This is a genomic window from Ideonella alba (genome assembly GCF_018069875.1).
GTDB classification, from domain to species: Bacteria; Pseudomonadota; Gammaproteobacteria; order Burkholderiales; family Burkholderiaceae_C; genus Ideonella; species Ideonella alba.
Genome location: NZ_JAGQDF010000001.1, coordinates 508,630 through 531,210, shown reverse-complemented (window position 1 = coordinate 531,210; position 22,581 = coordinate 508,630). Strand labels below are relative to the sequence as shown.

The window sequence follows — 22,581 nt, the reverse complement described above, 5'->3', positions numbered from 1 at the left end:
TGGCACCACTCCTGCTACGATTGCCGATTGGTAACTTGGTTACGTCCCCAGGAGTCCACCATGCCCCGTGCAGAAACTCGCACCGCCAGCCGCCCCAAGCGCACCAAGACCGTGCCGAATGCACAGGTAAAGAGCAGCCAGGATGGCGACGCCGCCAGCAAGAACAAGCCGCTGATGGAGGATATCCGGTTACTCGGCCGCATCCTGGGCGATGTGATCCGCGAGCAGGAAGGTCGTGCGGCCTTCGACCTGATCGAGCGGGTGCGCCAGCTCTCGGTGGCCTTCCGGCTGAAGAAGGACGCCTCGGCCGGACGCGTGCTCGATCGCCTGCTGAAGAACCTCTCGGCCGACCAGACGGTCAGCGTGATCCGCGCCTTCAGCTACTTCTCGCACCTGGCCAACATCGCCGAGGACCGCCACCATGTGCGCCGCCGCGAGGTCCACGAGGCCGCCGGCACCCACCAGGAGGGCTCGCTGGCCCACTGCTTCGAGAAGCTCGCGCGCGCCGACCACCGCGCCGCCGACATCGCCGAGGCCCTGCAGCAGGCCTACATCTCGCCGGTGCTGACCGCCCACCCGACCGAGGTGCAGCGCACCTCCATCCTGGACGCCGAGCGCGCCATCGCCCAGCTGATCGAGCGCCGCGACGGCCTGCGCACCGAGGCCGAGCGCCAGGAGAACGAAGACCTGATCCGCGCCCGCGTGACGCAGCTGTGGCAGACCCGCATGCTGCGCTACGCCAAGCTGACCGTGTCGGACGAGATCGAGAACGCGCTCAGCTACTACCACGCCACCTTCCTGCGCCAGATCCCGCGCATGTACCGCGAGATCGAGCAGGCCCTGCCCGGCCACGCCGTGCCCGGCTTCTTCCGCATGGGCCACTGGATCGGTGGCGACCGCGACGGCAACCCCAACGTCACCGCCGACACCCTGCGCCTGGCGCTGCGCCGCCAGGGCGAGACCGCGCTGCGCCACTACCTGACCGAGGTGCATACACTGGGCGCCGAGCTGTCGATCTCGAACATCCTGTCGCCGGTCACGCCCGCGATGCAGGCGCTGGCAGAGCGCTCGCCCGACCGCAACCCGCACCGCGAGGACGAGCCCTACCGCCGTGCGCTGATCGGCATGTATGCCCGCCTGGCGGCCACGCTGCACGAGCTGACCGGCACCGAGGCGCTGCGCCACGCGGTGGCGCCGCAGAATCCCTATGCGAGCGCCGAGGAGTTCCTGGCCGATCTGCGGGTGATCGAGGATTCGCTGCGCAGCCACCACGCCCAGGCGCTGGTGGCGCCGCGGCTGGCGCCGCTGATCCGGGCGGTGCAGGTCTTCGGCTTCCACCTGGCCACGGTGGACCTGCGGCAAAGCTCCGACCAGCACGAGCTGGTGGTGGCCGAACTGCTGAAGCTGGCCCGCATCGAGCCCGACTATGCCGCGCTGGACGAGGCGGCGCGCCGCAGCCTGCTGCTGCGCCTGCTGGGCGATGCCCGCCCGCTGCGGGTGCGCGCCGCCGAGTATTCCGCGCTGGCCCAGGGCGAGCTGGCCATCTTCGAGGCCGCCGCCGAAGGCCGCGCCCGCTTCGGCCCCGAGGCGATCCGCCACTACATCATCAGCCACACCGAGACCGTCTCCGACCTGCTCGAGGTGCTGCTGCTGCAGAAGGAGACCGGCCTGCTGCGTGGCGTGCTGGGCGAGGACGATGCGGTGGCCGACCTGATCGTCTCGCCGCTGTTCGAGACCATCGCCGACCTGCGCCATGCGCCGGACATCATGCGCGAGTTCTATGCGCTGCCTGGCGTGGCGGCGCTGATCCGCCGCAGCGGCGGCGAACAGGACGTGATGCTGGGCTACTCCGACAGCAACAAGGACGGCGGCTTCTTCACCAGCAACTGGGAGCTCTACCGCGCCGAGATCGCACTGGTCGAGCAGTTCAGCGCCATGGCCGAGGACCACGGCATCCGGCTGCGCCTGTTCCATGGCCGCGGCGGCACCGTGGGCCGTGGCGGCGGCCCGAGCTACCAGGCCATCCTGGCCCAGCCGCCAGGCACGGTCAACGGCCAGATCCGCCTGACCGAGCAGGGCGAGGTGATCGCCTCCAAGTACGCCCATCCCGAGATCGGCCGGCGCAACCTGGAGACCCTGGTGGCCGCCACGCTGGAAGCCACGCTGCTGCACCCCACCAAGGCCGCGCCCAAGGCCTTCCTGGAGGCCGCCGAGGCGCTCAGCCAGGCCAGCATGGCCGCCTACCGCGCGCTGGTCTACGAGACCCCCGGTTTCACCGACTACTTCTTCGCCGCCACCCCCATCCGCGAGATTGCCGAGCTCAACATCGGCTCACGCCCGGCCTCGCGCAAGGCCACGCGCGCGATCGAGGACCTGCGCGCCATCCCCTGGGGCTTCTCCTGGGGCCAGTGCCGCGTGGCGCTGCCAGGCTGGTGCGGTTTCGGCTCGGCGGTCGAGGCCTACCTGGGCCATGACGCCGGCCGGAACCAGCGCCTGGAGCTGCTGCAGAAGATGGTGCGCCAGTGGCCCTTCTTCCGCACCCTGCTGTCCAACCTGGACATGGTGATGGCCAAGAGCGATCTGCGCATCGCCGCGCGCTACGTGGAACTGGTCGAGGACAAGCGCCTGGGCAAGAAGATCTTCACCGCGATCAAGGCCGAGTGGGACCGCACCGCCGACGCGCTGGCGCTGATCACCGGCGAAGCCTCGCGCCTGCAGAGCAACCCGGCGCTGGCGCGCTCGATCGAGCACCGCTTCCCCTACCTCGACCCGCTGAACCACCTGCAGGTCGAGCTGATGCGGCGCTACCGCAAGCAGCGCGACACCGACCCGCATGCCGAGCGCGTGCGCCGGGGCATCCACCTGTCGATCAACGGCATCGCGGCGGGTCTGCGCAACACCGGCTAGCGCGCGGCCTGCGTGCGGCCGCCATGGGGCTGCGGCGCTGAGTCAGCGCTGCGCCAGCTCGCGCATCGCCCGCAGCTCACCGAGCCGGGCCACACGCTGCAGCATCGCGCCGCCGCGCAGCAGTTGGCGGCAGGAGGGCCCGCTGTCGCCACCGTCCTGGCCGAGATCCGCCTGGGCCTCGCGCTGCTGGGCCGCCATCAGCGCCTCGCGCTGCGCGCGCTGGGCGTTCTGGCGCTCCTCGGACCAGCCGGCGTGCCGGCCCAGCGCCTCGGCATAGGCCAGCGTGATCAGGTCCGGGGCCTGCGCCAGCAGCAGCTCGGCCAGCCGCAGGCAGGTCTGGGCGCGGTTGGGATCCTCGACAGCCGTCTGCCGGCAGTGATCCACCACCGACGGGCTGACATTCGACAGGGTGGCCACCGCACCGGCCACGGCGATCTGCAGCACCACCCGGGGCTCGCCCTGCAGGTCGGCCGGCAGCTGGCGATCCAGCAGCGCGCCGACCCAGGTGCCGGGCGGCTGGTAGCGCGTCGCCAGGCTGGCGTGGTGGATCGCATCGGCCTCGCCCGACCAGTCACCCTGCAGATGCGCGGCCTGCGCCTGCTGCAGCCAGGCCGCCGCGTTGTCGGGCTCCAGGGCCACCCAGCGGGCGGCAGGTCCCGCCAGGCAATCCCCCAGCTCGGTGGGCGCCTGGAAATGGCAGCTGGCGGCGGCCAGCGCCAGCACCCGCGGATCGCTGCTGGCCAGTGCCTGGGTCTGCAGGCTCTGCGCGGCCTGCGCGCGCTGGCCGGAGAGGCGCTCGACGCGCCGCACCAGCCGCTGCAGCACCGGCCGGCAGCCTTCGCCGCGGCAATCGGCCAGCGCCGGCTCGTGGACATTGAAGGTGGTCGAGCCCAGCCACCGGCCCACCGCCTGCAGCGCCATGTCGGGCGAGGCCTGCAGGCTTGCCAGCCAGCCGGCAGCGACCTGGCGGTGGATGCGGGCCTTCTCGGCGTCCGTGGGCAGCGTGCCGGGTCGCTCCAGCCAGGGCGCGAAGCCGCAGTCCGGGCCCAGCGCGGCGTCGGGCTGCGGCGCGGCGGTCGGGCCCAGTGCGGCAGCGACCGCCTCGTCGCCCGGCGGATCCGCCACCGCGGCCAGCGAGCCGTCGGCCAAGGTCCAGCCGGCTGCCGCCACCGCGTCGGACGCATGGGGCCCCGCCGGTCGGGCGGCGCCGAGCAGCCAGCCCAGGGATACCAGCGCCGCCAGGGCCACCAGCACCAGCGCGGCCCAGATCAGGCGCGGGTTCACGCCGCCCCGCCGGCCAGCGCGTCCCGCACGGCCGACAACTGGCGCCGCGACACCGGCAGCCACTCGCCGGTGGGCTCGACCTGCACCGCCCAGGTGTCGCCGGCGTCCTCGCCCGTGTCCAGCGGGTGGCGGGCCAGCGCCCGCACCGCCTGGCGTGCCACCAGCACGCTGCGGTGGATGCGGATCACCGCCTCACCCAGGCGCTGCTCCAGCTCGCCCAGCGAATCGTCCAGCACATAGCTGTGCGAGCGGGTCCGCAGGGTGACGTACTTCATCTCGGCGCGCAGATACACCAGGTCGGTCAGCGGGATGCGCAGCACCCGGCCACGGTCGCTGACCACCAGCGTGGGCCGCTCGTCGACCGGCACCGGTGGCACCGCGACGCGACCCTGGCGCGCCGCCACCCGCTGCAGCGCCTGCGCCAGGCGCTCGCGACGCACCGGCTTGGTCAGGTAGTCAGTGGCTTCCAGCTCGAAGGCCTGCAGCGCATGTTCGGCATGGGCGGTGACGAAGACCACGGCCGGCGCTGGTTGCTGCGCGCGCAGCCGCTCGGCCAGGCCCAGGCCGTCCAGGCCGGGCATGTGGATGTCCAGCATCACCAGGTCCACCGGCTGACGCGCCAGCGCATGCAGCGCCTCGGCAGCGCTGCCGGCCTCGGCCAGCACCTGCACCCGGGGCTGGGTGGCGTCGGCCATCAGGCTGCGCAGGCGCATGCGCGCCAGGGGCTCGTCATCGACGATCAGCACGGACAGTGGGGCATCGTTCATGTCACTCGGCCGGCAGCGACAGGCTCACGCGCCAGCGGCCATCCTCGATGATGCCGCTGTGCACGTCGGCGTCCAGGTCGTGAAGCAGGCGCAGGCGCTCGCGCACGCTGGCCAGGCCGATGCCGTGGCCAGGGCGCGGCGCCGCCTCCAGCGGCACGGTGTTGGTGACCGACAGCAGCACGCGGTCGCGGCGGCGGCGGCTGCGCACCTCGATCGTGCCACCGCGCGCGGCGGGCTCCACCCCGTGGCGCACCGCGTTCTCGACCAACGGCTGCAGTGCCAGCGTCGGCAGGCGGGCCGACGCGGCGTTGGGGTCCAGGTCCCAGCGCACCGTCAGCCGGGCGCCGAAGCGCAGCTCCTCGATCGACAGGTAGCGCCGCGCCAGCTCGGCCTCCTCGGCCAGCGTGGAGGCCCGGTTCAGCGTGCCCAGCGTGGCACGGAACAGCTCGGCCAGGTCTTCCAGCACCTCCTCGGCGCGGCGCGGGTCGTGTTGCACCAGCGCGATCGCGGTGTTCAGCGTGTTGAACAGGAAGTGCGGACGGATGCGGGTCTGCAGGTCGGCCAGCTGGGCCGCCGCGGTGGCCGGCAGCCGGGCCCGCTCGCGCCAGCGCACGGTGCGCACCATCAGCAGGGCCAGCGCGCCGCCGGCCAGCGCCGGCGCCAGCCAGGAAGCCGGGCGCGGCGCCAGGCGCCAGTGGTCCAGCAGCTGCCACACCAGCGCCGCGGCCACCGCGCCGGCCAGCGCCTGCACCGGCGCCACCCAGGCCGGCCAGCGCCGCGCCAGCCCCTGGCCGGCCGCGCAGGCCAGCAACAGCCACAGCAGCGCTGACGGCACCACCCAGGTGGCCCAGGTGCCCATGGCCAGCGCCCAGTCCAGCAGGCGGGCGTGGCTGAAGGCCAGGCCGATCGCCGTCACCGCAATCGCCACCAGCAGCGCGCGCAGCACCATGCCCACCCGGCACAGCGGCGCCAGCGCGGCCGGCTCGGCGGCGCTGACACCGGCCTCGACCGCGTCGCGCAGGTCGTCGAACAGCGTGCTCTGGCCGGTGTCGGGGGCGGTGCTCACGCGCGGATTCTCGCCCGGTTCGTAGAATGCGCGTTTTCCCCGAACCCCCCGTGGCACGATGAGCGGCAACCAACTCGACAAGAAATCCCAGGCCTGGTCGGCCCTGTTCTCGGAGCCGATGAGCGAGCTGGTCAAGCGCTACACCTCCAGCGTGTTCTTCGACAAGCGCCTGTGGGCCGCCGACATCGAGGGCAGCCTGGCGCACGCCGAGATGCTGGCCGCCCAGGGCGTGATCGGCGCCCAGGACCTGGCCGACATCCAGCGCGGCATGGCGCAGATCCGCGCCGAGATCGGCTCCGGCGCCTTCGAATGGAAGCTCGAGCTGGAAGATGTGCACCTCAACATCGAGGCCCGCCTGACCCAGCTGGTGGGCGACGCCGGCAAGCGCCTGCACACCGGCCGCAGCCGCAACGACCAGGTGGCCACCGACGTGCGCCTGTGGCTGCGCGGCGAGATCGACCAGATCGCCGAGCTGCTGGCCGACATGCAGCGCGCCCTGGTGGCGGTGGCCGCGCAGAACACCGAGACCGTGATGCCCGGCTTCACCCACCTGCAGGTGGCCCAGCCGGTGAGCTTTGCGCACCATCTGCTGGCCTATGTGGAGATGTTCGCCCGCGACGCCGAGCGCCTGGCCGACCTGCGCAAGCGGGTCAACCGCCTGCCGCTGGGCGCCGCCGCGCTGGCCGGCACCAGCTACCCGCTGGACCGCGAGCGCGTGGCGCGCACGCTGGGTTTTGAAGCCGTCTGCCAGAACAGCCTGGACGCCGTCAGCGACCGCGACTTCACGATCGAGTTCACCGCCTTCGCCAGCCTGGTGATGGTGCACGTCTCGCGCCTGGCGGAAGAAATCGTGCTGTGGATGAGCCAGAACTTCGGCTTCATCAACCTCAGCGACCGCTACTGCACCGGCTCGTCGATCATGCCGCAGAAGCGCAACCCCGACGTGGCCGAGCTGGCGCGCGGCAAGAGCGGCCGCGTGGTGGGCCACCTGATGGGCCTGATCACGCTGATGAAGGGCCAGCCGCTGGCCTACAACAAGGACAACCAGGAAGACAAGGAACCGCTGTTCGACACCGTCGACACGGTCAAGGACACGCTGCGCATCATGGCCGAGATGGTGGGCGGCGAGGTGGCGGCCGATGGCTCGCGCAGCGGTGGACTCACCGTGAAGGCCGAGGCCATGCAGGCCGCCGCGCTGCGCGGCTACGCCACCGCCACCGACCTGGCCGACTACCTGGTCAAGAAGGGCCTGCCCTTCCGCGATGCCCACGAGGTCGTGGCCCATGCGGTGAAGGAAGGCCTGCGCGCCGGCCTGGACCTGGCCGACCTGCCGCTGGCCACGCTGCAGGGCTTTGATGCCCGCATCGGCGAGGATGTGTTCGAGGTGCTGACGCTGCGCGGCTCGATGGACGCGCGCCGCACGCTGGGCGGCACCGCGCCCGAGCAGGCGCGCGCCCAGATCGCCCGGCACCAGGCCCGCCTGGGCTGAGCCCGGTCGGCGCGCCGGCCCCGGCACACGGGCCGGGGCATCAGGCGATCAGTTGTCGGCCTTGATCTCCGAGGCCAGCACCGTCGTGCCATCGGTGGACAGCACGCCCTTGACCTCGATGCGCAGCCCGGCCACCAGTTGGGCCGCCGTCAGACCGCCGCGGAAGGTGGCCGCCGAGTAGTCGACCTTCTGCGAGCCCTTGTTCAGCACCAGGGTCTTGCTGGCCGCGTTGACGCTGGCGATGGCGCTGGTGATTTCCACCTCGACCGGCTCGGTACCGCCGCCGCCACCGCCGTCCTCGGCCTTCTTGATCTCGACCTTGGTGGCGCGCAACACGCCGCCCTGCATCACGCCCTCGGCCTCGATGGTGACGCCCGCCGCCAGCGTGGTGCCGCCGCTGAGCGCGGCGCCGCTGGCGTCGACGGTGATGCCCTGCACCACCAGGCTGGACAGCGAGGTGTAGCTGGAGATCACGCCCTCGACCTCGACCTCGGTGTCGTCGGCCGGCACCCTGGTGGTGGAGGCTTGCGCGCTCTGCAGCGTCCAGGTGTTGGCAGCCACCGGCGAGGTGGCCAGCTTCAGGCGCATCACGGCGCCCACCGCCAGGCCGTCGGGCGCGGTGGTGAAGCGGATCGTGGCGCCGCCCACGGTGAAGCTGTTGCTGCCCACGCTGCCCACCTTGCCATGCAGCCGCAGCGCGCTGACGCCGGAGCGGTGCTGGATGCGGGTGGCGGTGTAGCGCTGGTTGGAGACGTCGTACAGGCCGTAGACCTCGACCAGATCACCCACCGCCACGGCACGGTCGGTGGCCGGCGTCGGCAGGATGGACACGGTCTGGCCCAGGATGGTCAGTGTGCCGGCCACGTCGTCGCGCGCATCCACCCGGCCCAGCAGTTCGCTGACCACGGTGATCGCCTTGGCGGTGGCAGTGGGCAGCGGTGTGGTGCTGCGGTCGAGGTTTTCACCGTCGATCTGCACCACCATGCCCAGCAGCAGGTCCACGTTGGCGCCGCTGTCGTCCTTGGCGGTGACGCCGGTGTCGTCATAGCGCACGCCATTGACGATGACCGAGCCGAAGCCGCTGATCGGCCCGGAGGCATACACCTGCGGGGGCGCACCGGTGCCCTGTTCGGAGACACCGCCGCCGCAGGCCACCAGCAGCGCCAGGCTGCCCAGCGCCACGGCCAGCGCGCGGCGCAACGGGGAGGGATGAAGAAGGTTCATGGTCGGACTTTCTGGGCGATGCCTCAGCGCGCCGGGGCCGATGGATCGGCGGGCGGCTCCGAGGGCATGGTAGCGGGCGCCGGCGGGGGCGTCTCGGTCGCGTCATGGTGGTAGATGCCCAGCAGCAGGCGTCGCCGCGGCTCGTCGCTGTCGGCGCCTTCCTCGATCAGGCGTTCGAGCGCCGGCACCACGCGGCCCCGGAACTCGGCCCAGTGTTCGGACACCAGGCGCTTGACCTCGGGCACGGCCGACTGCGGCACCTCGTGGGCCACCAGGGCCCGCTCGAAGAAGGGCTTGTCGTCACGCAGCGCGTTCTCGACCGCGGCCATGAAGTGCGCACCGACGTTGTCGCCGAGCACGCGGATCAGGCGCGGCAGGTCGTTGGCCGGCACCGCGCCGTCGCGCTCGAAGGCCACCCGCGCGCCGTCATCGACCAGCCGGCAGTAGCCCAGGCGCACCATGTCGTCGAGCAGGCTGCGCGGGTGCACGTCGGAGGTGATCTCGCGCGCCAGGGTCTCGAAGCTGGGCTTGGCGCCCTGGCGGGGCAGCGTGGCCGGCTGGCCCTGGCTGTCGCGGTAGTCGGGGTCGATCTGCCAGTGCAGGTAGATCTCGGCCGCCACCGGACGGCGCGGCCGGGCCTGCTGCAGATGGCCGTGGATCAGACGGGTGACCTCGCGCCGGTTGATGCCGGTGGTGGCGCTGACGCGGCTGACCTGGCGGTGCGGCTGCGTGCCGGGATTGGCCTCGCGGGCGGCCTGCACGAAGGCCTGCTTGAGCCGCTCCTCGATGACGCCGAAGTGCACGCCGCGGGCGACCGCCAGCCGGGCCAGCGGCAGCAGCGTGGCGTTGGCCGCCTCCAGCATGGCCTGCTGGTCGGCCGGCAGTTCGTCGGGGATTTCCTGGCTCATGGACGAGTGCGATCTTACCGCTTCGCCCGAGGAAATGTGCGATTTACACACAGATCCCCGGGCGGCATGGGGCTATCCCACCGAGGAGAAAAGGCCCCGGGCTCAGTCTTCGCGCGAGATGCGCGAGGCCATCAGGGTGTTGCCGTCTGGCGACAGCCCGCCCTTGACCTCGACGCTCAGGCCATCGGCCAGCGAGGCTTCGCTCAGGTCGCGCCATTCGGCGACCTGGCTGTAGTCGACGGTCACGCCGCGCAGGGTGAAGCGCTTGGCCGCGGTGTTCAGACCGGAGATCTGGCCGTGCAGTTCAAAGTCCTCGCTGTGGTGGCTGTCATCGCTGTCTTCCAGCTTGACCTCGCGGGCCACCAGCACGCCGTCGCGCAGCGCACCTTCGACCTCGACAAAGGCGCCCAGCACGATGACCGAGCGGCCGTCCTTGAACTCGGCACTGTCGGCGTTCACCGGCGTGCCATCGACGCTGAAGCGCGTGGCCGAGGTCCAGGCGGTGATGAAGCCCCGCACTTCGGATTCGGAGCGGTCATCGCCCGAGCTGCGGCGGCCATCCTCCAGCGCGGTGGCCACCCATTGGCCGGCCACCTGGGTCGGCTGCACCCGCACCCGGATCCAGGCGCCGTTGGCCAGAGTGGCCGGGACGGCCGTGACCGAGGCGTAGTTGATGACGGCACTGCCGATGCGGAAGGTCATGGCCGTGGTGTCGAGGTCGGCCACCACGCCGCGCAGCTTGAACTCGCTGCTGCTGCTTTCGCGCTCGATCCGGCTGGCCACATAGGCGCCCTGCGTGGCATCGAAGCGCGCATGCACCTCCAGCAGCTGCCCCACGCTGATCGCCGAGAAGCCGCCGCCCAGGCTGTCGTCGAACACCGTGTTCGACGTGACCAGCACGGTCTGCCCCAGCATGCTGATGCTCTGGGCGCCCAGGTTGACCGCTGTCACGCGGCCCTTGAGCTCGCTGCCGATGCGGATGGTCAGCGCCGTCGCACGGCCGCTGTTGCGGTCGATCGAGCCGCCCTCGATCTCGACCTGGCTGCCCAGGTGCAGATCGTCGCGGGAGAGGCGGCCGCCCTTGTCATCGAGCACGGTGGCGGCGCTGTCGTCGAAGCGCACGCCGTTGACGATGATCGAGCCGAAGCCGCTGATCACGCCCGAGGTGAACGACACGGCGGAATTGGAGCCGCCGTTGTGGCCGGAGTCGTCGGTGCCACCGCCGCCGCCGCCACCACCGCAGGCCGCCAGGCCCAGGCTGAGGGTGAGGGCGCTGAGACGGCCCAGGAACTGCCGGCGAGAAGCGGCAGGAACGGAAGAACGGGTTGCGATGCGGACCATGAGTCACTCCTCATGCCAGAGCACCTGCGGGGCGCGCTGGCCGATTGGTGATTCCTGCATCCCTGCCCGATGCCTGAACCTGGATCCGGCCCGAGGGCCGGTGGTGGCGCTGTGAATCAGCGTGGTTGAATAATAAATGTGCTGATTGCACTTTTCAAGAGCTTTTGACCAAAACCCATATCAGCACAGGGTCTTTGGTGGCGCAGCACCGCCCCCTCGCCCCGCGCTCGGGGTTCCTACAATCGCCGCATGAGCGGTCCCGCCCCATGACATCGCCCCGCGCCGACCGGCCGCCCGAGGTCGTGGTGGTGGCCGTCGGTTCCGGCGGCGATGTGCTGCCGCTGGCCGCGGTGGCCCTGGCACTGCAGGCCCGGGGCCGGCGCGTGCAGATGCTGTGCCCGGCCTCGCAGCAGCCACGGCTGTCGGCGCTGGGGCTGTCGGTGGCGCCGCTGCTCAGCCCCGAGCAGGAGCAGGCCCTGCTGGCCGACCCCGCGCTGTGGCAGCCCGCCCGTGCGCTGGACAGCTTGTGGCCGATGGCCCTGAGCGCGGCACAGGCCACGCTGGCCGCCCTGGACCCGCTGGTGCAGGCCGGCGCGCGCCCGCTGCTGCTGGGCAGCACGCTGGCGCTGGGTGCCCGGCTGGCCGCCGAGCGCTGGCAGTTGCGCTGGATCACCGCCCATGGCGCGCCCGCCTGGCTGTTCAACCCGCACGACTTTCCCCGCCTGCCCGGGGCCGGCTGGCTGCGCGCATGGCCCGCCGCCTGGCGCGCCCCGGCCTGGCGATGGGCAGAGCGCCGCTGGCTGGACCCCCAGCTGGACCCCGGCTGGTCAGCGCTGCGGCAGGCCTGGGGTCTGCCGGCGCAGCCCGCGCGCCAGCTGATCAGCCGCGGCCTGTCCAGCCCGGGGCCGCTGCTGGGCATGTTCCCCGACGGCTGGGCCGGGCCGCCCTGGACACAGCGCCTGCACTGCACCGGCTTTCCGCTGTTCGACGGCCACGCCGCCGGCACCCCGCTGCCACCCGCCTGGGTCGACTGGCTGGCCGAGCGCCGGCCGATCGTGGGACTGGCCGGCACCGCCATGTGGCAGGCCGGCGCCTGGCAGCAACGCCTGGCCTGGGCGGCCGAACGCCTGGGCCGGCCACTGCTGCTGCTGGGCCCGGCGCCGGCCGGTGTCGCCTGGCCGGGCGACTGCCGCCAGGCGGTGGACCTGCCGTTGCGCGCGGTGCTGCCCCACACCGACCTGGTGGTCAGCCATCCGGGCGTTGGCACCACCGCGCTGGCGCTGGCCGCCGGCGTGCCGCAGCTGCTGGTGCCCTGGGCCTTCGACCATGCCGACAATGCCGCGCGGCTGCAGCGCCGGGGCGTCGCCCGGGTCGTGCCGCCATCGACCAGCCTGCCCGGACTGGTCCGCCAGATGCAGGCCATGCTGGCCGACCGCGCGCTGCGGGCGCACTGCCGGGCCGTCGCGGCCACCCTGCCGCCGGGTGATCAGGCCACCGCTGCCGCCGCCGACGTCGTCGAGGCGGCGCTGCGCTGACCCCGCACCCGCCGGCCAGCGCACTGGCTACACTGGAGATCCATACAGCCTCCACCATGTCGCCGCCGCGCCGCCTGATCGCCCACCTCGACATGGACGCCTTCTATGCGTCCTGCGAGTTGCTGCGCTACCCCGAGCTGCGCGGCCAGCCGGTGGTCATCGGCGGTGGCCGGCGCCACCAGCCCGAGCGCGGCCCCGACGGCCAGTGGCGCTTCGCCCGCCTGGGCGACTACACCGGCCGCGGCGTCATCACCACCGCCACCTACGAGGCCCGGGCGCGCGGCCTGCACTCGGCGATGGGCATGATGAAGGCGGCCCAGCGCGCCCCCGAGGCCGTGTTGCTGCCGGTCGATTTCGAGCTCTACCGGGCCTGCTCGCGCCGCTTCAAGGCCGCCGTGGCCGAGCTCGCGCCGGTGATCGAGGACCGCGGCATCGACGAGATCTACATCGACCTGACCCAGGTCCCCGGTGCCCAGGAGACGGTGGGCCACGACCCGCTGGGCGGCGTGCGCGCGCTGGCGCGCGAGATCAAGAACAACGTGCGGCGCGCCACCGGCCTGACCTGCTCGATCGGCGTGACGCCCAACAAGCTGCTGTCCAAGATCGCCTCCGAACTGGACAAGCCCGACGGCCTGACGCTGCTGATGGCCGACGAACTGCCCGACCGCATCTGGCCGCTGCCGGTGCGGCGCATCAACGGCATCGGCCCCAAGGCCGGCGCGCGGCTGCAGGCCATGGGCATCGAGACCATCGGCCAGCTCGCCGCCCATCCGCGCGCCGACCTGGTCGCCCGCTTCGGGCGCTCCTACGGTGCCTGGCTGCATGAGGCCGCCCACGGCCGCGATGATCGCCCGCTGGTCACCGACAGCGAGCCGGTGTCGATGAGCCGCGAGACCACCTTCGAGCGCGACCTGCACGCGGTGCGCGACCGCACCGTGCTGAGCCGCATCTTCACCCAGCTGTGCGAACAGGTGGCGGCCGACCTGGCCCGCAAGGGCTACACCGGCCGCACCGTGGGCATCAAGCTGCGCTTCGACGACTTCCGCACCGTCACCCGCGACCTGACCTTGCCTGAGCCCACCTGCGACGCCGCCGCCATCCGCCACGCCGCCGGCCTGTGCCTGAAGCGGGTCGACCTGTCCAGGCGCCTGCGCCTGCTGGGGGTGCGGGTCGCGAAGCTGGAGCGGCCGCCCAAGGGCGCGCCCGGGCGCAGCGGCGCGGCCTGATCGCCTGATCGCCAGGGCCTTGGGGGCTGTCGCCCACACCCGCCCGGCCGACCCCGCCGCGGCCGCCCCTGCACCGGGTCCAGAACCAGAGCCAGCCAGGCCCTCACAGCCGCTCGATCACCGGGATCAGCGGGTGCGCCGGGCCGGCCGCGGCCTCCAGGTGCTGCCTCGCCAGGCGGGCGTCCTCGCGGGCGCCCGGGGTGTCGCCGCGCGCCTGGCGCAGCTGGGCGCGCAGCCACAGGCCTTCGGCGATGCCCACGCTGGCCTGCGCATCGATGGCGTGCGCGCGCGCCAGCTCCAGCACGGTCTCGGCGGCCTGCAGCGCCTGGTCCAGGTCGCCACGGCGCCAGGCCAGCGCCGCGCGCGAACGGTGCCAGGGACTCCACACATGGGGCGTGGTCGCGGCGGTGCGTTGCAGCAGCGTTGCGGTCTCGTCCAGCAGGGCCTGGGCCTGGTCCAGCTGGCCCTCGGCCAGCGCCACATCGATGGCCAGCATCAGCACCGAGCGCGCCTGCGGACGGCCGGCCCGGCGGGCGGCGGCCACCAGCACCTCGGCGCGCGCCAGGTCACGGCGTGCCGCCGCCACCTCGCCCAGCGCCAGCCGCGCCCGGCCCGCATACACCAGCGAGAAGCGCGCATTGCCAGGCGCCTCCTGGCGCAGGGCCTCGTCGGCCAGCTGCTCCAGCGCCTGGGCCGCTCGCCGCCATTGGCCCAGGGCCGACCAGGTCACCGCCAGCTCCATGCGCACCGGCAGCGGCTGGCTGCCCTCATCGGCGCTGAAGCGGCCCTCGCCGCGGTGCGCCGCCTCGGCCTGCCGGGCCTGGCCCCCCTCGCGCAGCGCGCTGGCCAGCACCCCCCAGGCATTGCGCAGACCGGGCGTGTTGGCGCGGCCGATGTCGTCCAGCAGCGCGATGCTGCGCCGGGTGCTGTGCACCGCGTCGGCATGCTGGCCGGCCTCCAGCTGGGCCCGGGCCAGTGCATTCAGGGCCTCGGAGTGCGCCTCGCGCCGGGCCAGGCCGGCGCGTTGCTGCAGGTCCAGCGCCTGGCCGATCAGCGCCACCGCCTGGCCGGGCTGACCGGCGATGCGCGCCATCAGCGCTTCCTCCAGCAGGCACTCGGCCTGCGCCGTGAGCTGGCCCGTGGACTGCTGGGGATTCAGCGCCTGGGCCTGCTTCAGCAGCGCCTGCGCGGCCTCTGACTGGCCGGCCATGGCCTGCATGGCGGCGCGGATGCACATCAGCTGCGCCAGCGCACCGGCGTCACCATGCTGCTGCAGCAGCGGCGCCGCCTCATCGAACACCTCGTTGGCACGGCCCTGCTCCGAAATCCAGCGGAACTGCTCACCCACGCCCAGCAGCAAGGCGCCGCGCAGGCCCGGATCGTCGCGGTACTGGGCACGCACCATCAGCAGCGCGCTTTCGAGCTGCTTGACCATCTCCTCGTCGGCATGGCGGCCGGCGAAATCGGACAGCACGAAGCTGGAGAGATCGGCCTGGGCCGCTGCCAGGTGCTCGGCGCGGCGGGCGGACTCGGCCTCGCGGTCGGCACGCTCGCGCGCCGCCAGCGCGGCGTCGCGCTGGGCGCGGGCCTCCTCGGCCTGCCACCAGGCGGCACCGGCGCCGCCCAGCACCGCCAGCGTGGTGGCCGCCACCGCGGCGGAGGCCACCCGGTGCCGCCACACCGCCTTGCGCAGCAGCACCCACCAGGGCTCGGGCCGGGCCCGCAGCGGCAGGTGCTGCAGGTGGCGGTGCAGGTCGTCGGCGAAGGCGTCGACGCTGGCGTAGCGCTGCCGGGGATCCTTTTGCAGCGCCGTGGCCAGGATGGTGTCCAGGTCGCCGCGCAGGGCACGTCGCAGCGCCGGGGTGGCGGCGGCCTCGCTGGCGCGCCGGGGCTCGCCGTGCAGCACCGCCTGCTCCAGCTCACCCCGCGTGCCGCGGTCCAGCCGGTAGGGGCGGCTGCCGCACAGCAGCTCGAACAGCACCACGCCCAGCGAGTAGACATCGGCCGCGGTGCCGATCGCGCCGCCCGAGAGCTGCTCGGGCGCTGCGTAGGGCACGGTGAGCGCGCGACCCAGCTCGCGGGTGAGCTCGCTGTCCTCGGCCACGCCATCCTCCAGCAGCCGCGCGATGCCGAAGTCCAGCAGCCGCACCTGGCCCTCGGCGCTGACCAGGATGTTGCCGGGCTTGAGGTCGCGGTGCACCACCAGGCTGGCATGCGCATAGGCCACCGCGTCCATCACCTGCAGCATCAGGCCGATGCGCGCCGGCACATCCAGGCCGGCCTGCTGGCAGTGCAGGTCCAGCGGCTGGCCCTGCACCAGCTCCAGCGCCAGCCAGGGCCGCCCCCGGTCGTCCACGCCGGCGTCATACAGGCGGGCGATGTTGGGGTGCGCCAGCGTGGCCAGGATCGCCCGCTCGCGCGCAAAGCGCTCGGCCAGGCCACTGCGCCAGCTCTGGGCGAAGGGCAGCTTCAAGGCCACCTGCCGCCCCTGCAGCAGTTGCAGGTGCTCGGCCAGCCAGACCTCGGCCATGCCGCCCTGCCCCAGGGGCCGCAGCAGCCGGTAGGGGCCGACCAGGTCCCCGCTGGCCAGCGGTTCCGGGCCGGCCGCAGCCAGGCTCGGCAGCGCGTTCAGCCGATCGGCCTCATCGTCCCCCAGGGTGAGCAGCCGCTGCAGCGGCTCGCGCAGGTCGGCGGCGTCGGCTGGCAGCGCCGCCAGCCAGGCCGTGCGGTCCGGCACCGGCAGGGCCAAGGCCTGGTCGAGCAGGCTGCGCAGGCGCTGCCAGGACGGTGCATCCAGGCCGCTCCAGGGGGTGGACCGCGGCGCCATCGGTGCTCAGCGCTGCCGGGTCGGCAGCGACCACATCCAGGCGGCCACGGCGCTGCAGCAGACCGCCGGCACCCAGCACCAGGGCGTGGGCAAGGCCCACAGCGCCCACAGGCTGCTGGCGGTCATCATGCCGGTGGCCAGCTGCTTGGCGCGCAGTGGCACCGCCCGATGGGTGCGCCAGTCCCGCACGATCGGGCCCCAGCGCGGGTGGCCCAGCAGCCAGGCCTCCCAGCGCGCGCTGCCGCGGGCGAAACAGGCCGCCGCCAGCAGCACGAAGGGGGTGGTGGGCAGCAGCGGCAGGAAGATCCCGACGATGCCGGTCAACAGGGCCAGCACGCCCGCCAGCAGCCACAGTGGCCGCGCCCAGGGCCAGCGAGAGGTCGTGACCGGGGGGGTGACGGGTGGAGCAGACATCGCCGCCGATGGTAGCCGCCCCTGAGCCAGCGCACACCGCCGCCACCGCGCCTGGGCGACAATCGGCGCCATTCCGACTGCCTGAACCCGCTGCCATGGCCTCGCTGCACTGGAGTCCCGAGATCGCCCTCGACCACCCCGAGATGGACCAGACCCACCTGGAGTTCGTCGATCTGCTGGCCGCCGCCGAAGACGCCCTGGCCCGCTCGCCGGCCGAGGGCCTGGCGGCCTACCGGCAGCTGGTCGAGCACACCGTGGGCCACTTCGGCCAGGAAGACCGCTGGATGGCGGCGTCCGGCTTCGCCCCCGAGAACTGCCACAGCTACCAGCACGCCCAGGTGCTGGAGCTGATGCAGGAGGTGACCCGGCTGGCCCAGGACGAACAGGACTTCGGCCCGCTCACGCGCGTGCTGCCCGAGCTGGCCAAGTGGTTCGTCCAGCACGCCCAGAGCATGGATGCCGCGCTGGCCTCGCACCTGCAGCAGGTCGGCTTCGACCCGGCCACCGGCCTGATGGCCCGGCCGCCGGTGGCGGAGGAAGCGCAGACCGGCTGCGGCGGCAGCAGCTGCTCGACCACGCCCGCCGAGCAGCCTGCCGCGGCCTGACCCGCCCGCATGGCCGACGACCTGCGCCTGCCCTCGATCGACGCGCTGCGCGCCTTCGAGGCTGCCGCGCGACTGGGCACCTTCGAACGCGCCGCCGACGAGCTGTCGGTCACCGCCAGCGCCATCGGCAAGCGCATCGCCTCGCTCGAAGACCTGCTGGGCACACCGCTGCTGTTGCGCGGCCCGAAGGCGCTGTCGCTCAGCGCGGTGGGCAAGGAGTACCTCGAGCAGGTGCGCGCCGCGCTGACGCTGCTGTCCGCGGTGCCGCTGCACCGGCGCAGCGCGCAGCGGCGGCAGAAGGTGCGCCTGTCGTCGCCACCCACCTTCGCGCGCGAGGTGCTGGTGCCGGCGCTGCCCGACTTCACCAGCGTCCACGACGACATCGAGCTCGAGATCACGCTGACCGTGCCCTACCTCGAGGGCCCGCTGAGCGACCCCGACCTGGAGGTGCGCTACCTGGCCACCGACGAGGGTGAGCTGCTGATGCACGACCCGGTGCTGCCGCTGGTCAGCCCGGCGCTGCTGGCGGACAGTGCCGCCTCGATCGAACTGCTGCGCACGCTGCCGATGCTGCGCACCCCGGCCGAGCCCTGGCTGCCCTGGTTCCGCGCCCAGGGCCTGGACTGGCCCGAGCCCGACCGCGGCCCGCGACTGGTCGACCTGGGGATGACGCTGGAAGCCGCCGCCTGCGGCCAGGGCGTGGCGCTGGCGCGGCCGTCGATCGCCCGCGCCTGGCTGCGCGCCGGTCGCCTGCAGCCGCTGCTGGGCGCCGGCCGGACCCCGGGCAGCGTCTCGGCCTTCGCCTACCGTCTGGCGCGCTGCAACGAAGACGCCGCGGTGCTGCTGGTGGCCGACTGGGTCAGCCGCGCCGCCGCCGACGCGGTGGCCCAGGGCGCGGCGCTGACCAGCTGATCCGGTCCGCCCCGAAAACTTTTCCGGCGCCTGCCCGGGCCGCTGCCGCTAGCATCCCGGCCCACAGGAGACACACGACATGCCGGTGATCACGACGATTGAAGACCTGCGCCTGCTGGCCAAGCAGCGGGTGCCGCGGATGTTCTACGACTACGCCGATTCCGGCTCGTGGACCGAGGGCACCTACCGCGCCAACGAGAGCGATTTCCAGCCGATCAAGTTCCGCCAGCGCGTGGCCGTCAACATGGAGAACCGCAGCACCGCCACCACCATGGTCGGCCAGGCGGTGAAGATGCCGGTGGCGATCGCCCCGGTGGGCCTGACCGGCATGCAGCACGCCGACGGCGAGATCCTGGCGGCCAAGGCGGCCGAGAAGTTCGGCATCCCGTTCACGCTGTCGACGATGAGCATCTGCTCGATCGAGGACATCCGCGCCCACACCACGGCGCCCTTCTGGTTCCAGCTCTACATGATGCGCGACCGCGAGGCCATGGCCCGCATGATCGGCCGCGCCAAGGACGCCGGCTGCTCGGCGCTGGTGCTGACGCTGGACCTGCAGGTCATCGGCCAGCGCCACAAGGACCTGAAGAACGGCCTGACCGCCCCGCCGCGGCCCACCCTGGCCAACATCATCAACCTGATGACCAAGCCGCGCTGGTGCCTGGGCATGGCCGGCACGAAACGCCGCACCTTCGGCAATCTGGTGGGGCATGTCAAGGCGGTCACCGACATGAACTCGCTGGCCTCCTGGACCAACGAGCAGTTCGACCCGCGCCTGTCCTGGCCCGACATCGAGTGGGTCAAGCAGCAGTGGGGCGGCAAGCTGATCCTCAAGGGCATCATGGACGAGGTGGACGCGAAGCTGGCGGTGGAGTCCGGCGCCGACGCGATCGTCGTCAGCAACCACGGCGGGCGCCAGCTCGACGGCGCCGAATCCAGCATCCATGCGCTGCCGCGCATCGTCGACGCGGTCGGCTCGCGGATCGAGGTGCACATGGACGGCGGCATCCGTTCCGGGCAGGATGTGCTCAAGGCCTGGGCGCTGGGCGCCAAGGGCACCTACATCGGCCGGGCGATGGTCTACGGCCTGGGCGCGATGGGCGAGGAAGGCGTCAGCAAGGCGCTGCAGATCATCCACAAGGAGCTGGACGTGACGATGGCCTTCTGCGGCCACACCCGAATCACGGATGTCGGCAGGGACATTCTGCTGCCGGGTTCCTTCCCCACCGCCTGAGGATCAAACTGCCCGCTCGGACGACCGTTTTTCCGGTCCTTGCACCGAGCGCGGCCACGCGAGCATGGTGGCACGCCAAGGAGTGCCCCATGACGCTGATGCAGCTGAGCGCGATCCACCACTGGTTGCTCGACCACAAGGACGCGCGTCCCCTCGAGTTCCACACCTGGGACGGTGTGTTGACCGTGTGGCTGATGGGCTGGCTGGGCGCGCCGGCCGAGTTGCTGCTGGACGAACCCTGGGGCGTGGTGGCCTGCGCGCTGGCGCTGCTGGTGCCGCGCAGCTACGTGGGGCTGCGCGCCCGGCTGCACCGCCGTGGCACGCTGCGCTGCGACTGGCTGCACCTGCGCGGCCCGGTGGACACGCCCGCCGCCTGATCCCGGCAGGGTGCGGGGCCCCTGACGGGCCTGCTCAGACCGGATCCTCGCGCGGCACCCGAGGTGGCCGCTCGGCCGCGCGGTCGCGGGCCTGCACCAGGGCCGCCGACACCACCATCTCCAGCAGCACCGGATCCACCACATCGGAGGGATCGAGCCGCCACTGGCGCGCGCCGCGCAGCGCCGGCCGCTCGGCCAGCACCGCCTCGGGCCAGGCGCCGCCCTGCAGCATCTGCAGGTTCAGGTGTCCGCGCGCGGGCATCAGGGCCAGGACCGCCAGGCCGTCCATCGAGAAGACCAGCTTGCCCCATTGGATGGATTCGGTCAGCTCGGGGCCGGCCTGCTGCACCTGCCGGCGCAGCGACTCGGCCTGCGCGCGCAGCGGCGGCGGCAGGAAATCGACCCAACTGGCCACCAGGGCCTTGCTCCGTCCGGCATGCCGCATCGCGGCCCTCCGATAGGGGGGCCGATGATCCGCCCCCTTACAGCTCCCTGGCTGCGAACGTATCACAGTCGCGCAGCTGCGCGCCTTCCAGGCCCTTGCGGAACCAGCTCACCCGCTGGCGGCTGCTGCCGTGGGTGAAGGTCTCGGGGACCACGCGGCCCTGCGCCTGCTGCTGCAGCGCGTCGTCACCGATGCGGCTGGCGGCGTTCAGCGCCTCCTCGATATCGCCCTGGTCCAGCCAGCGCTGGGCCTGCTGCGACTGGCGCGCCCACAGGCCGGCCAGGCAGTCGGCCTGCAGCTCCACCCGCACCGACATCGCATTGGCCTGGGCCGGGCTCTTGCGCCGGCGCATCGCGTCGACCTTGTCGGTCACGCCCATCAGGTTCTGCACATGGTGGCCCACCTCGTGGGCGATCACATAGGCCTGGGCGAAGTCGCCCGGCGCGCCCAGGCGGCTGCGCAGCGTGTCGTAGAAGGCCAGATCGATGTAGACCTGCCGATCGCCCGGGCAGTAGAACGGCCCCATCGCCGCCTCGCCGCGGCCGCAGGCGGTGGGCGTGCTGCCGCGGAACAGCACCAGCGTCGGCGGTTCGTAGATCGAGCCGGCCGACTTGAACAGGCCGCCCCAGACATCCTCGGTGCTGCCCAGCACGGCCGCCACGAACGCGGCCTCGGTGTCGCCGGCCTTCGGTCGGCCGACGTTGCCGGTGGCGGGCGCCGCCGCGGGCAGCTCAGCCCCGCCACCCAGCACGCCCAGCACCGTCATCGGGTTGATGCCCAGCAGCCAGCTGGCCAGCAGGGCCACGACGATCGTGCCCAGGCCCAGGCCGCGGCCGCCACCCAGGCGCAGGCCCGGGCCAGCCCCGCCGGCCGGACCGGCCTCACGCCGGTCGTCGATGTTGTCGCTCTGTCGTTGTCCTTGCCAGCGCATGGTGCCTGCCTCCTGCCGTGGCGAAGGCGACGGCCTCCCCCACCGGCATTCTGCGCAGGCCCGGGCCGGCGCGCCAAGGGCGGATCACCCCCGGTCGCGGCGTGGGCGCCACTCAGGCGTGCAGATGCCGCGGGTCGGCGTCCTGCTCGTAAGCGCGGAACAGGTGCAGGGCCAGGCGGCGCAGCGGATCGCTGGCGCTGGCATGGGCACTGGCGATGCAGTCGAAGGCGTAGGGGCGGTCGTAGCACATGCGCGCCACCTGGACGGTCTGGCCCTCGCCGGCCATCAGGGCCTGGAAGCGCAGCAGGTCGGCCATCGACGCGCCGCGCGCCAGCGGCAGACGACGCGGCAGCAGCGGTGCCCGGCTCAGGCTGACCGGAGCGACCGGCGGACGGGTGGGGGTGTGCGTGGGGGCGTGGGGTTGCATCGCAGGCTCCTGGCGGTCGGCAGGGACCGCATGGCTGCCGATGGTGCGCCGCCGCAGGCCGCCGCCAAGGCCGGATAAGCCGGGCCAAGGCCGGCCGTCTCCCCGCTCTCAGGCCCGGGGCGCCGCGCCCTGCAGGTAGCCGTCCAGCGCCTGCACCCAGGCGTCGGCGCGCAGGTCGGCCTCGGCCAGGCTGAGGATGCGCACGCCGGCGTCGCCCAGCATCTTCAGCGCGGCTTCCTGCGAGCGTTGCTGGTGTGGCTTGCGGCGCAGCCAGACCACCTCGGTGATGCCGACCTGGATGATCGACTGGGTGCAGCGCGGGCAGGGAAACTGCGTGGTGTAGATCCGGCTGCCGGTCAGCGGCAGGGTCACGCAGTTGAGGATGGCGTTCATCTCGGCGTGCACCACGTAGCTGTGCCGGGACAGGAAGGGGTCGTCGTCCTGGTCGGACCAGTAGACCGGGTCCTGGTCCGAGCAGCCCCGCGGCAGACCGTTGTAACCCACGCCCAGGATGCGGTGGTCGGTGCTGGCGATGCAGGCGCCATTGCGCGTGCGGCCGTCCTTGGACCGGGCCGAGGCCAGCAGGGCCACGCCCATGAACATCGAATGCCAGTCGATCAGGGCCTTGTTCACGTCATTCACGGCCGCCAGCATAGCCCATG

The 22,581-nt window shown here is 72.7% G+C and carries 20 protein-coding genes; 8 read left to right on the top strand and 12 right to left on the bottom strand.

Going from position 1 to position 22,581, the window contains the following annotated elements; translation table 11 throughout:
• Window positions 1-60: 60 nt before the first annotated feature.
• On the top strand, window positions 61-2,907 hold the full coding sequence (ppc, locus tag KAK07_RS02460) for a phosphoenolpyruvate carboxylase (RefSeq protein ID WP_210858790.1): 2,847 nt from the start codon (window positions 61-63) through the stop codon (window positions 2,905-2,907).
• 42 nt (window positions 2,908-2,949) lie between these two features.
• Here ppc and KAK07_RS02455 read toward each other — a convergent pair whose 3' ends face one another.
• From KAK07_RS02455 to KAK07_RS02445, 3 genes are read right to left on the bottom strand one after another with little or no spacing between them, the layout of a single operon-like run.
• Window positions 2,950-4,191 (bottom strand): hypothetical protein, encoded by a 1,242-nt coding sequence (locus KAK07_RS02455; RefSeq protein ID WP_210858788.1) that lies wholly within the window; start codon window positions 4,189-4,191, stop codon window positions 2,950-2,952.
• Window positions 4,188-4,958: a LytR/AlgR family response regulator transcription factor gene (locus KAK07_RS02450; RefSeq protein ID WP_210852194.1), complete on the bottom strand. Its 771-nt coding sequence runs from the start codon at window positions 4,956-4,958 to the stop codon at window positions 4,188-4,190. The genes KAK07_RS02455 and KAK07_RS02450 overlap by 4 nt, the downstream gene beginning before the upstream one ends.
• Before the next feature lies 1 nt (window position 4,959).
• On the bottom strand, window positions 4,960-6,024 hold the full coding sequence (locus tag KAK07_RS02445; RefSeq protein ID WP_310738484.1) for a sensor histidine kinase: 1,065 nt from the start codon (window positions 6,022-6,024) through the stop codon (window positions 4,960-4,962).
• 58 nt (window positions 6,025-6,082) lie between these two features.
• Here KAK07_RS02445 and argH point away from each other — a divergent pair, with 58 nt between their 5' ends.
• Window positions 6,083-7,513, top strand: a complete 1,431-nt coding sequence (argH, locus tag KAK07_RS02440; RefSeq protein WP_210858785.1) for an argininosuccinate lyase — start codon at window positions 6,083-6,085, stop codon at window positions 7,511-7,513.
• 48 nt (window positions 7,514-7,561) lie between these two features.
• Here argH and KAK07_RS02435 read toward each other — a convergent pair whose 3' ends face one another.
• From KAK07_RS02435 to KAK07_RS02425, 3 genes are all read right to left on the bottom strand, one after another.
• Window positions 7,562-8,737 carry a DUF5666 domain-containing protein gene (locus KAK07_RS02435; protein ID WP_210858784.1) on the bottom strand — a complete coding sequence of 392 codons (1,176 nt, stop codon included), beginning with the start codon at window positions 8,735-8,737 and terminating at the stop codon, window positions 7,562-7,564.
• A gap of 23 nt (window positions 8,738-8,760) precedes the next feature.
• Window positions 8,761-9,645 carry a DUF6502 family protein gene (locus KAK07_RS02430; protein WP_210852191.1) on the bottom strand — a complete coding sequence of 295 codons (885 nt, stop codon included), beginning with the start codon at window positions 9,643-9,645 and terminating at the stop codon, window positions 8,761-8,763.
• 102 nt (window positions 9,646-9,747) lie between these two features.
• Window positions 9,748-10,986: a DUF5666 domain-containing protein gene (locus KAK07_RS02425; protein WP_210858783.1), complete on the bottom strand. Its 1,239-nt coding sequence runs from the start codon at window positions 10,984-10,986 to the stop codon at window positions 9,748-9,750.
• A 266-nt stretch (window positions 10,987-11,252) separates the two neighbouring features.
• On the opposite strand from KAK07_RS02425, the gene KAK07_RS02420 reads away from it, so the two are divergent.
• Both KAK07_RS02420 and dinB read left to right on the top strand, forming a co-directional pair.
• Window positions 11,253-12,521 (top strand): glycosyltransferase, encoded by a 1,269-nt coding sequence (locus KAK07_RS02420; RefSeq protein ID WP_210858782.1) that lies wholly within the window; start codon window positions 11,253-11,255, stop codon window positions 12,519-12,521.
• 56 nt (window positions 12,522-12,577) lie between these two features.
• Complete coding sequence (gene dinB, locus KAK07_RS02415) at window positions 12,578-13,747, top strand: DNA polymerase IV (protein WP_210858781.1); 1,170 nt, start codon at window positions 12,578-12,580, stop codon at window positions 13,745-13,747.
• Window positions 13,748-13,850: 103 nt separating this feature from the next.
• Here the strand turns inward: dinB and KAK07_RS02410 are convergent, their stop codons facing one another.
• On the bottom strand, window positions 13,851-16,574 hold the full coding sequence (locus KAK07_RS02410) for a serine/threonine-protein kinase (protein WP_210858777.1): 2,724 nt from the start codon (window positions 16,572-16,574) through the stop codon (window positions 13,851-13,853).
• A gap of 6 nt (window positions 16,575-16,580) precedes the next feature.
• Window positions 16,581-16,988 (bottom strand): YbaN family protein, encoded by a 408-nt coding sequence (locus tag KAK07_RS02405; RefSeq protein WP_210852186.1) that lies wholly within the window; start codon window positions 16,986-16,988, stop codon window positions 16,581-16,583.
• Between the two features lie 95 nt (window positions 16,989-17,083).
• Between KAK07_RS02405 and KAK07_RS02400 the strand changes: the two genes are divergently transcribed.
• From KAK07_RS02400 to KAK07_RS02385, 4 genes are all read left to right on the top strand, one after another.
• Window positions 17,084-17,593: a hemerythrin domain-containing protein gene (locus KAK07_RS02400; protein WP_210858775.1), complete on the top strand. Its 510-nt coding sequence runs from the start codon at window positions 17,084-17,086 to the stop codon at window positions 17,591-17,593.
• A gap of 9 nt (window positions 17,594-17,602) precedes the next feature.
• Complete coding sequence (locus KAK07_RS02395; RefSeq protein ID WP_210852184.1) at window positions 17,603-18,505, top strand: LysR family transcriptional regulator; 903 nt, start codon at window positions 17,603-17,605, stop codon at window positions 18,503-18,505.
• A gap of 79 nt (window positions 18,506-18,584) precedes the next feature.
• Window positions 18,585-19,739 carry an alpha-hydroxy acid oxidase gene (locus tag KAK07_RS02390; RefSeq protein ID WP_210858772.1) on the top strand — a complete coding sequence of 385 codons (1,155 nt, stop codon included), beginning with the start codon at window positions 18,585-18,587 and terminating at the stop codon, window positions 19,737-19,739.
• Between the two features lie 89 nt (window positions 19,740-19,828).
• Complete coding sequence (locus KAK07_RS02385; RefSeq protein WP_210858770.1) at window positions 19,829-20,116, top strand: hypothetical protein; 288 nt, start codon at window positions 19,829-19,831, stop codon at window positions 20,114-20,116.
• Window positions 20,117-20,150: 34 nt separating this feature from the next.
• Here the strand turns inward: KAK07_RS02385 and KAK07_RS02380 are convergent, their stop codons facing one another.
• The 4 genes from KAK07_RS02380 to KAK07_RS02365 all read right to left on the bottom strand — a co-directional run bounded on the left by KAK07_RS02380 (window position 20,151) and on the right by KAK07_RS02365 (window position 22,561).
• Window positions 20,151-20,561: a DUF1801 domain-containing protein gene (locus KAK07_RS02380; protein WP_210858768.1), complete on the bottom strand. Its 411-nt coding sequence runs from the start codon at window positions 20,559-20,561 to the stop codon at window positions 20,151-20,153.
• Between the two features lie 37 nt (window positions 20,562-20,598).
• Window positions 20,599-21,492 (bottom strand): KPN_02809 family neutral zinc metallopeptidase, encoded by an 894-nt coding sequence (ypfJ, locus tag KAK07_RS02375; RefSeq protein WP_210858766.1) that lies wholly within the window; start codon window positions 21,490-21,492, stop codon window positions 20,599-20,601.
• 112 nt (window positions 21,493-21,604) lie between these two features.
• The gene (locus KAK07_RS02370) at window positions 21,605-21,919 is read right to left on the bottom strand and encodes a hypothetical protein (protein WP_210852179.1); all 315 of its coding nucleotides are present in this window, start codon (window positions 21,917-21,919) and stop codon (window positions 21,605-21,607) included.
• A 108-nt stretch (window positions 21,920-22,027) separates the two neighbouring features.
• Window positions 22,028-22,561 carry a deoxycytidylate deaminase gene (locus KAK07_RS02365; protein WP_310738483.1) on the bottom strand — a complete coding sequence of 178 codons (534 nt, stop codon included), beginning with the start codon at window positions 22,559-22,561 and terminating at the stop codon, window positions 22,028-22,030.
• Window positions 22,562-22,581 lie beyond the last annotated feature (20 nt).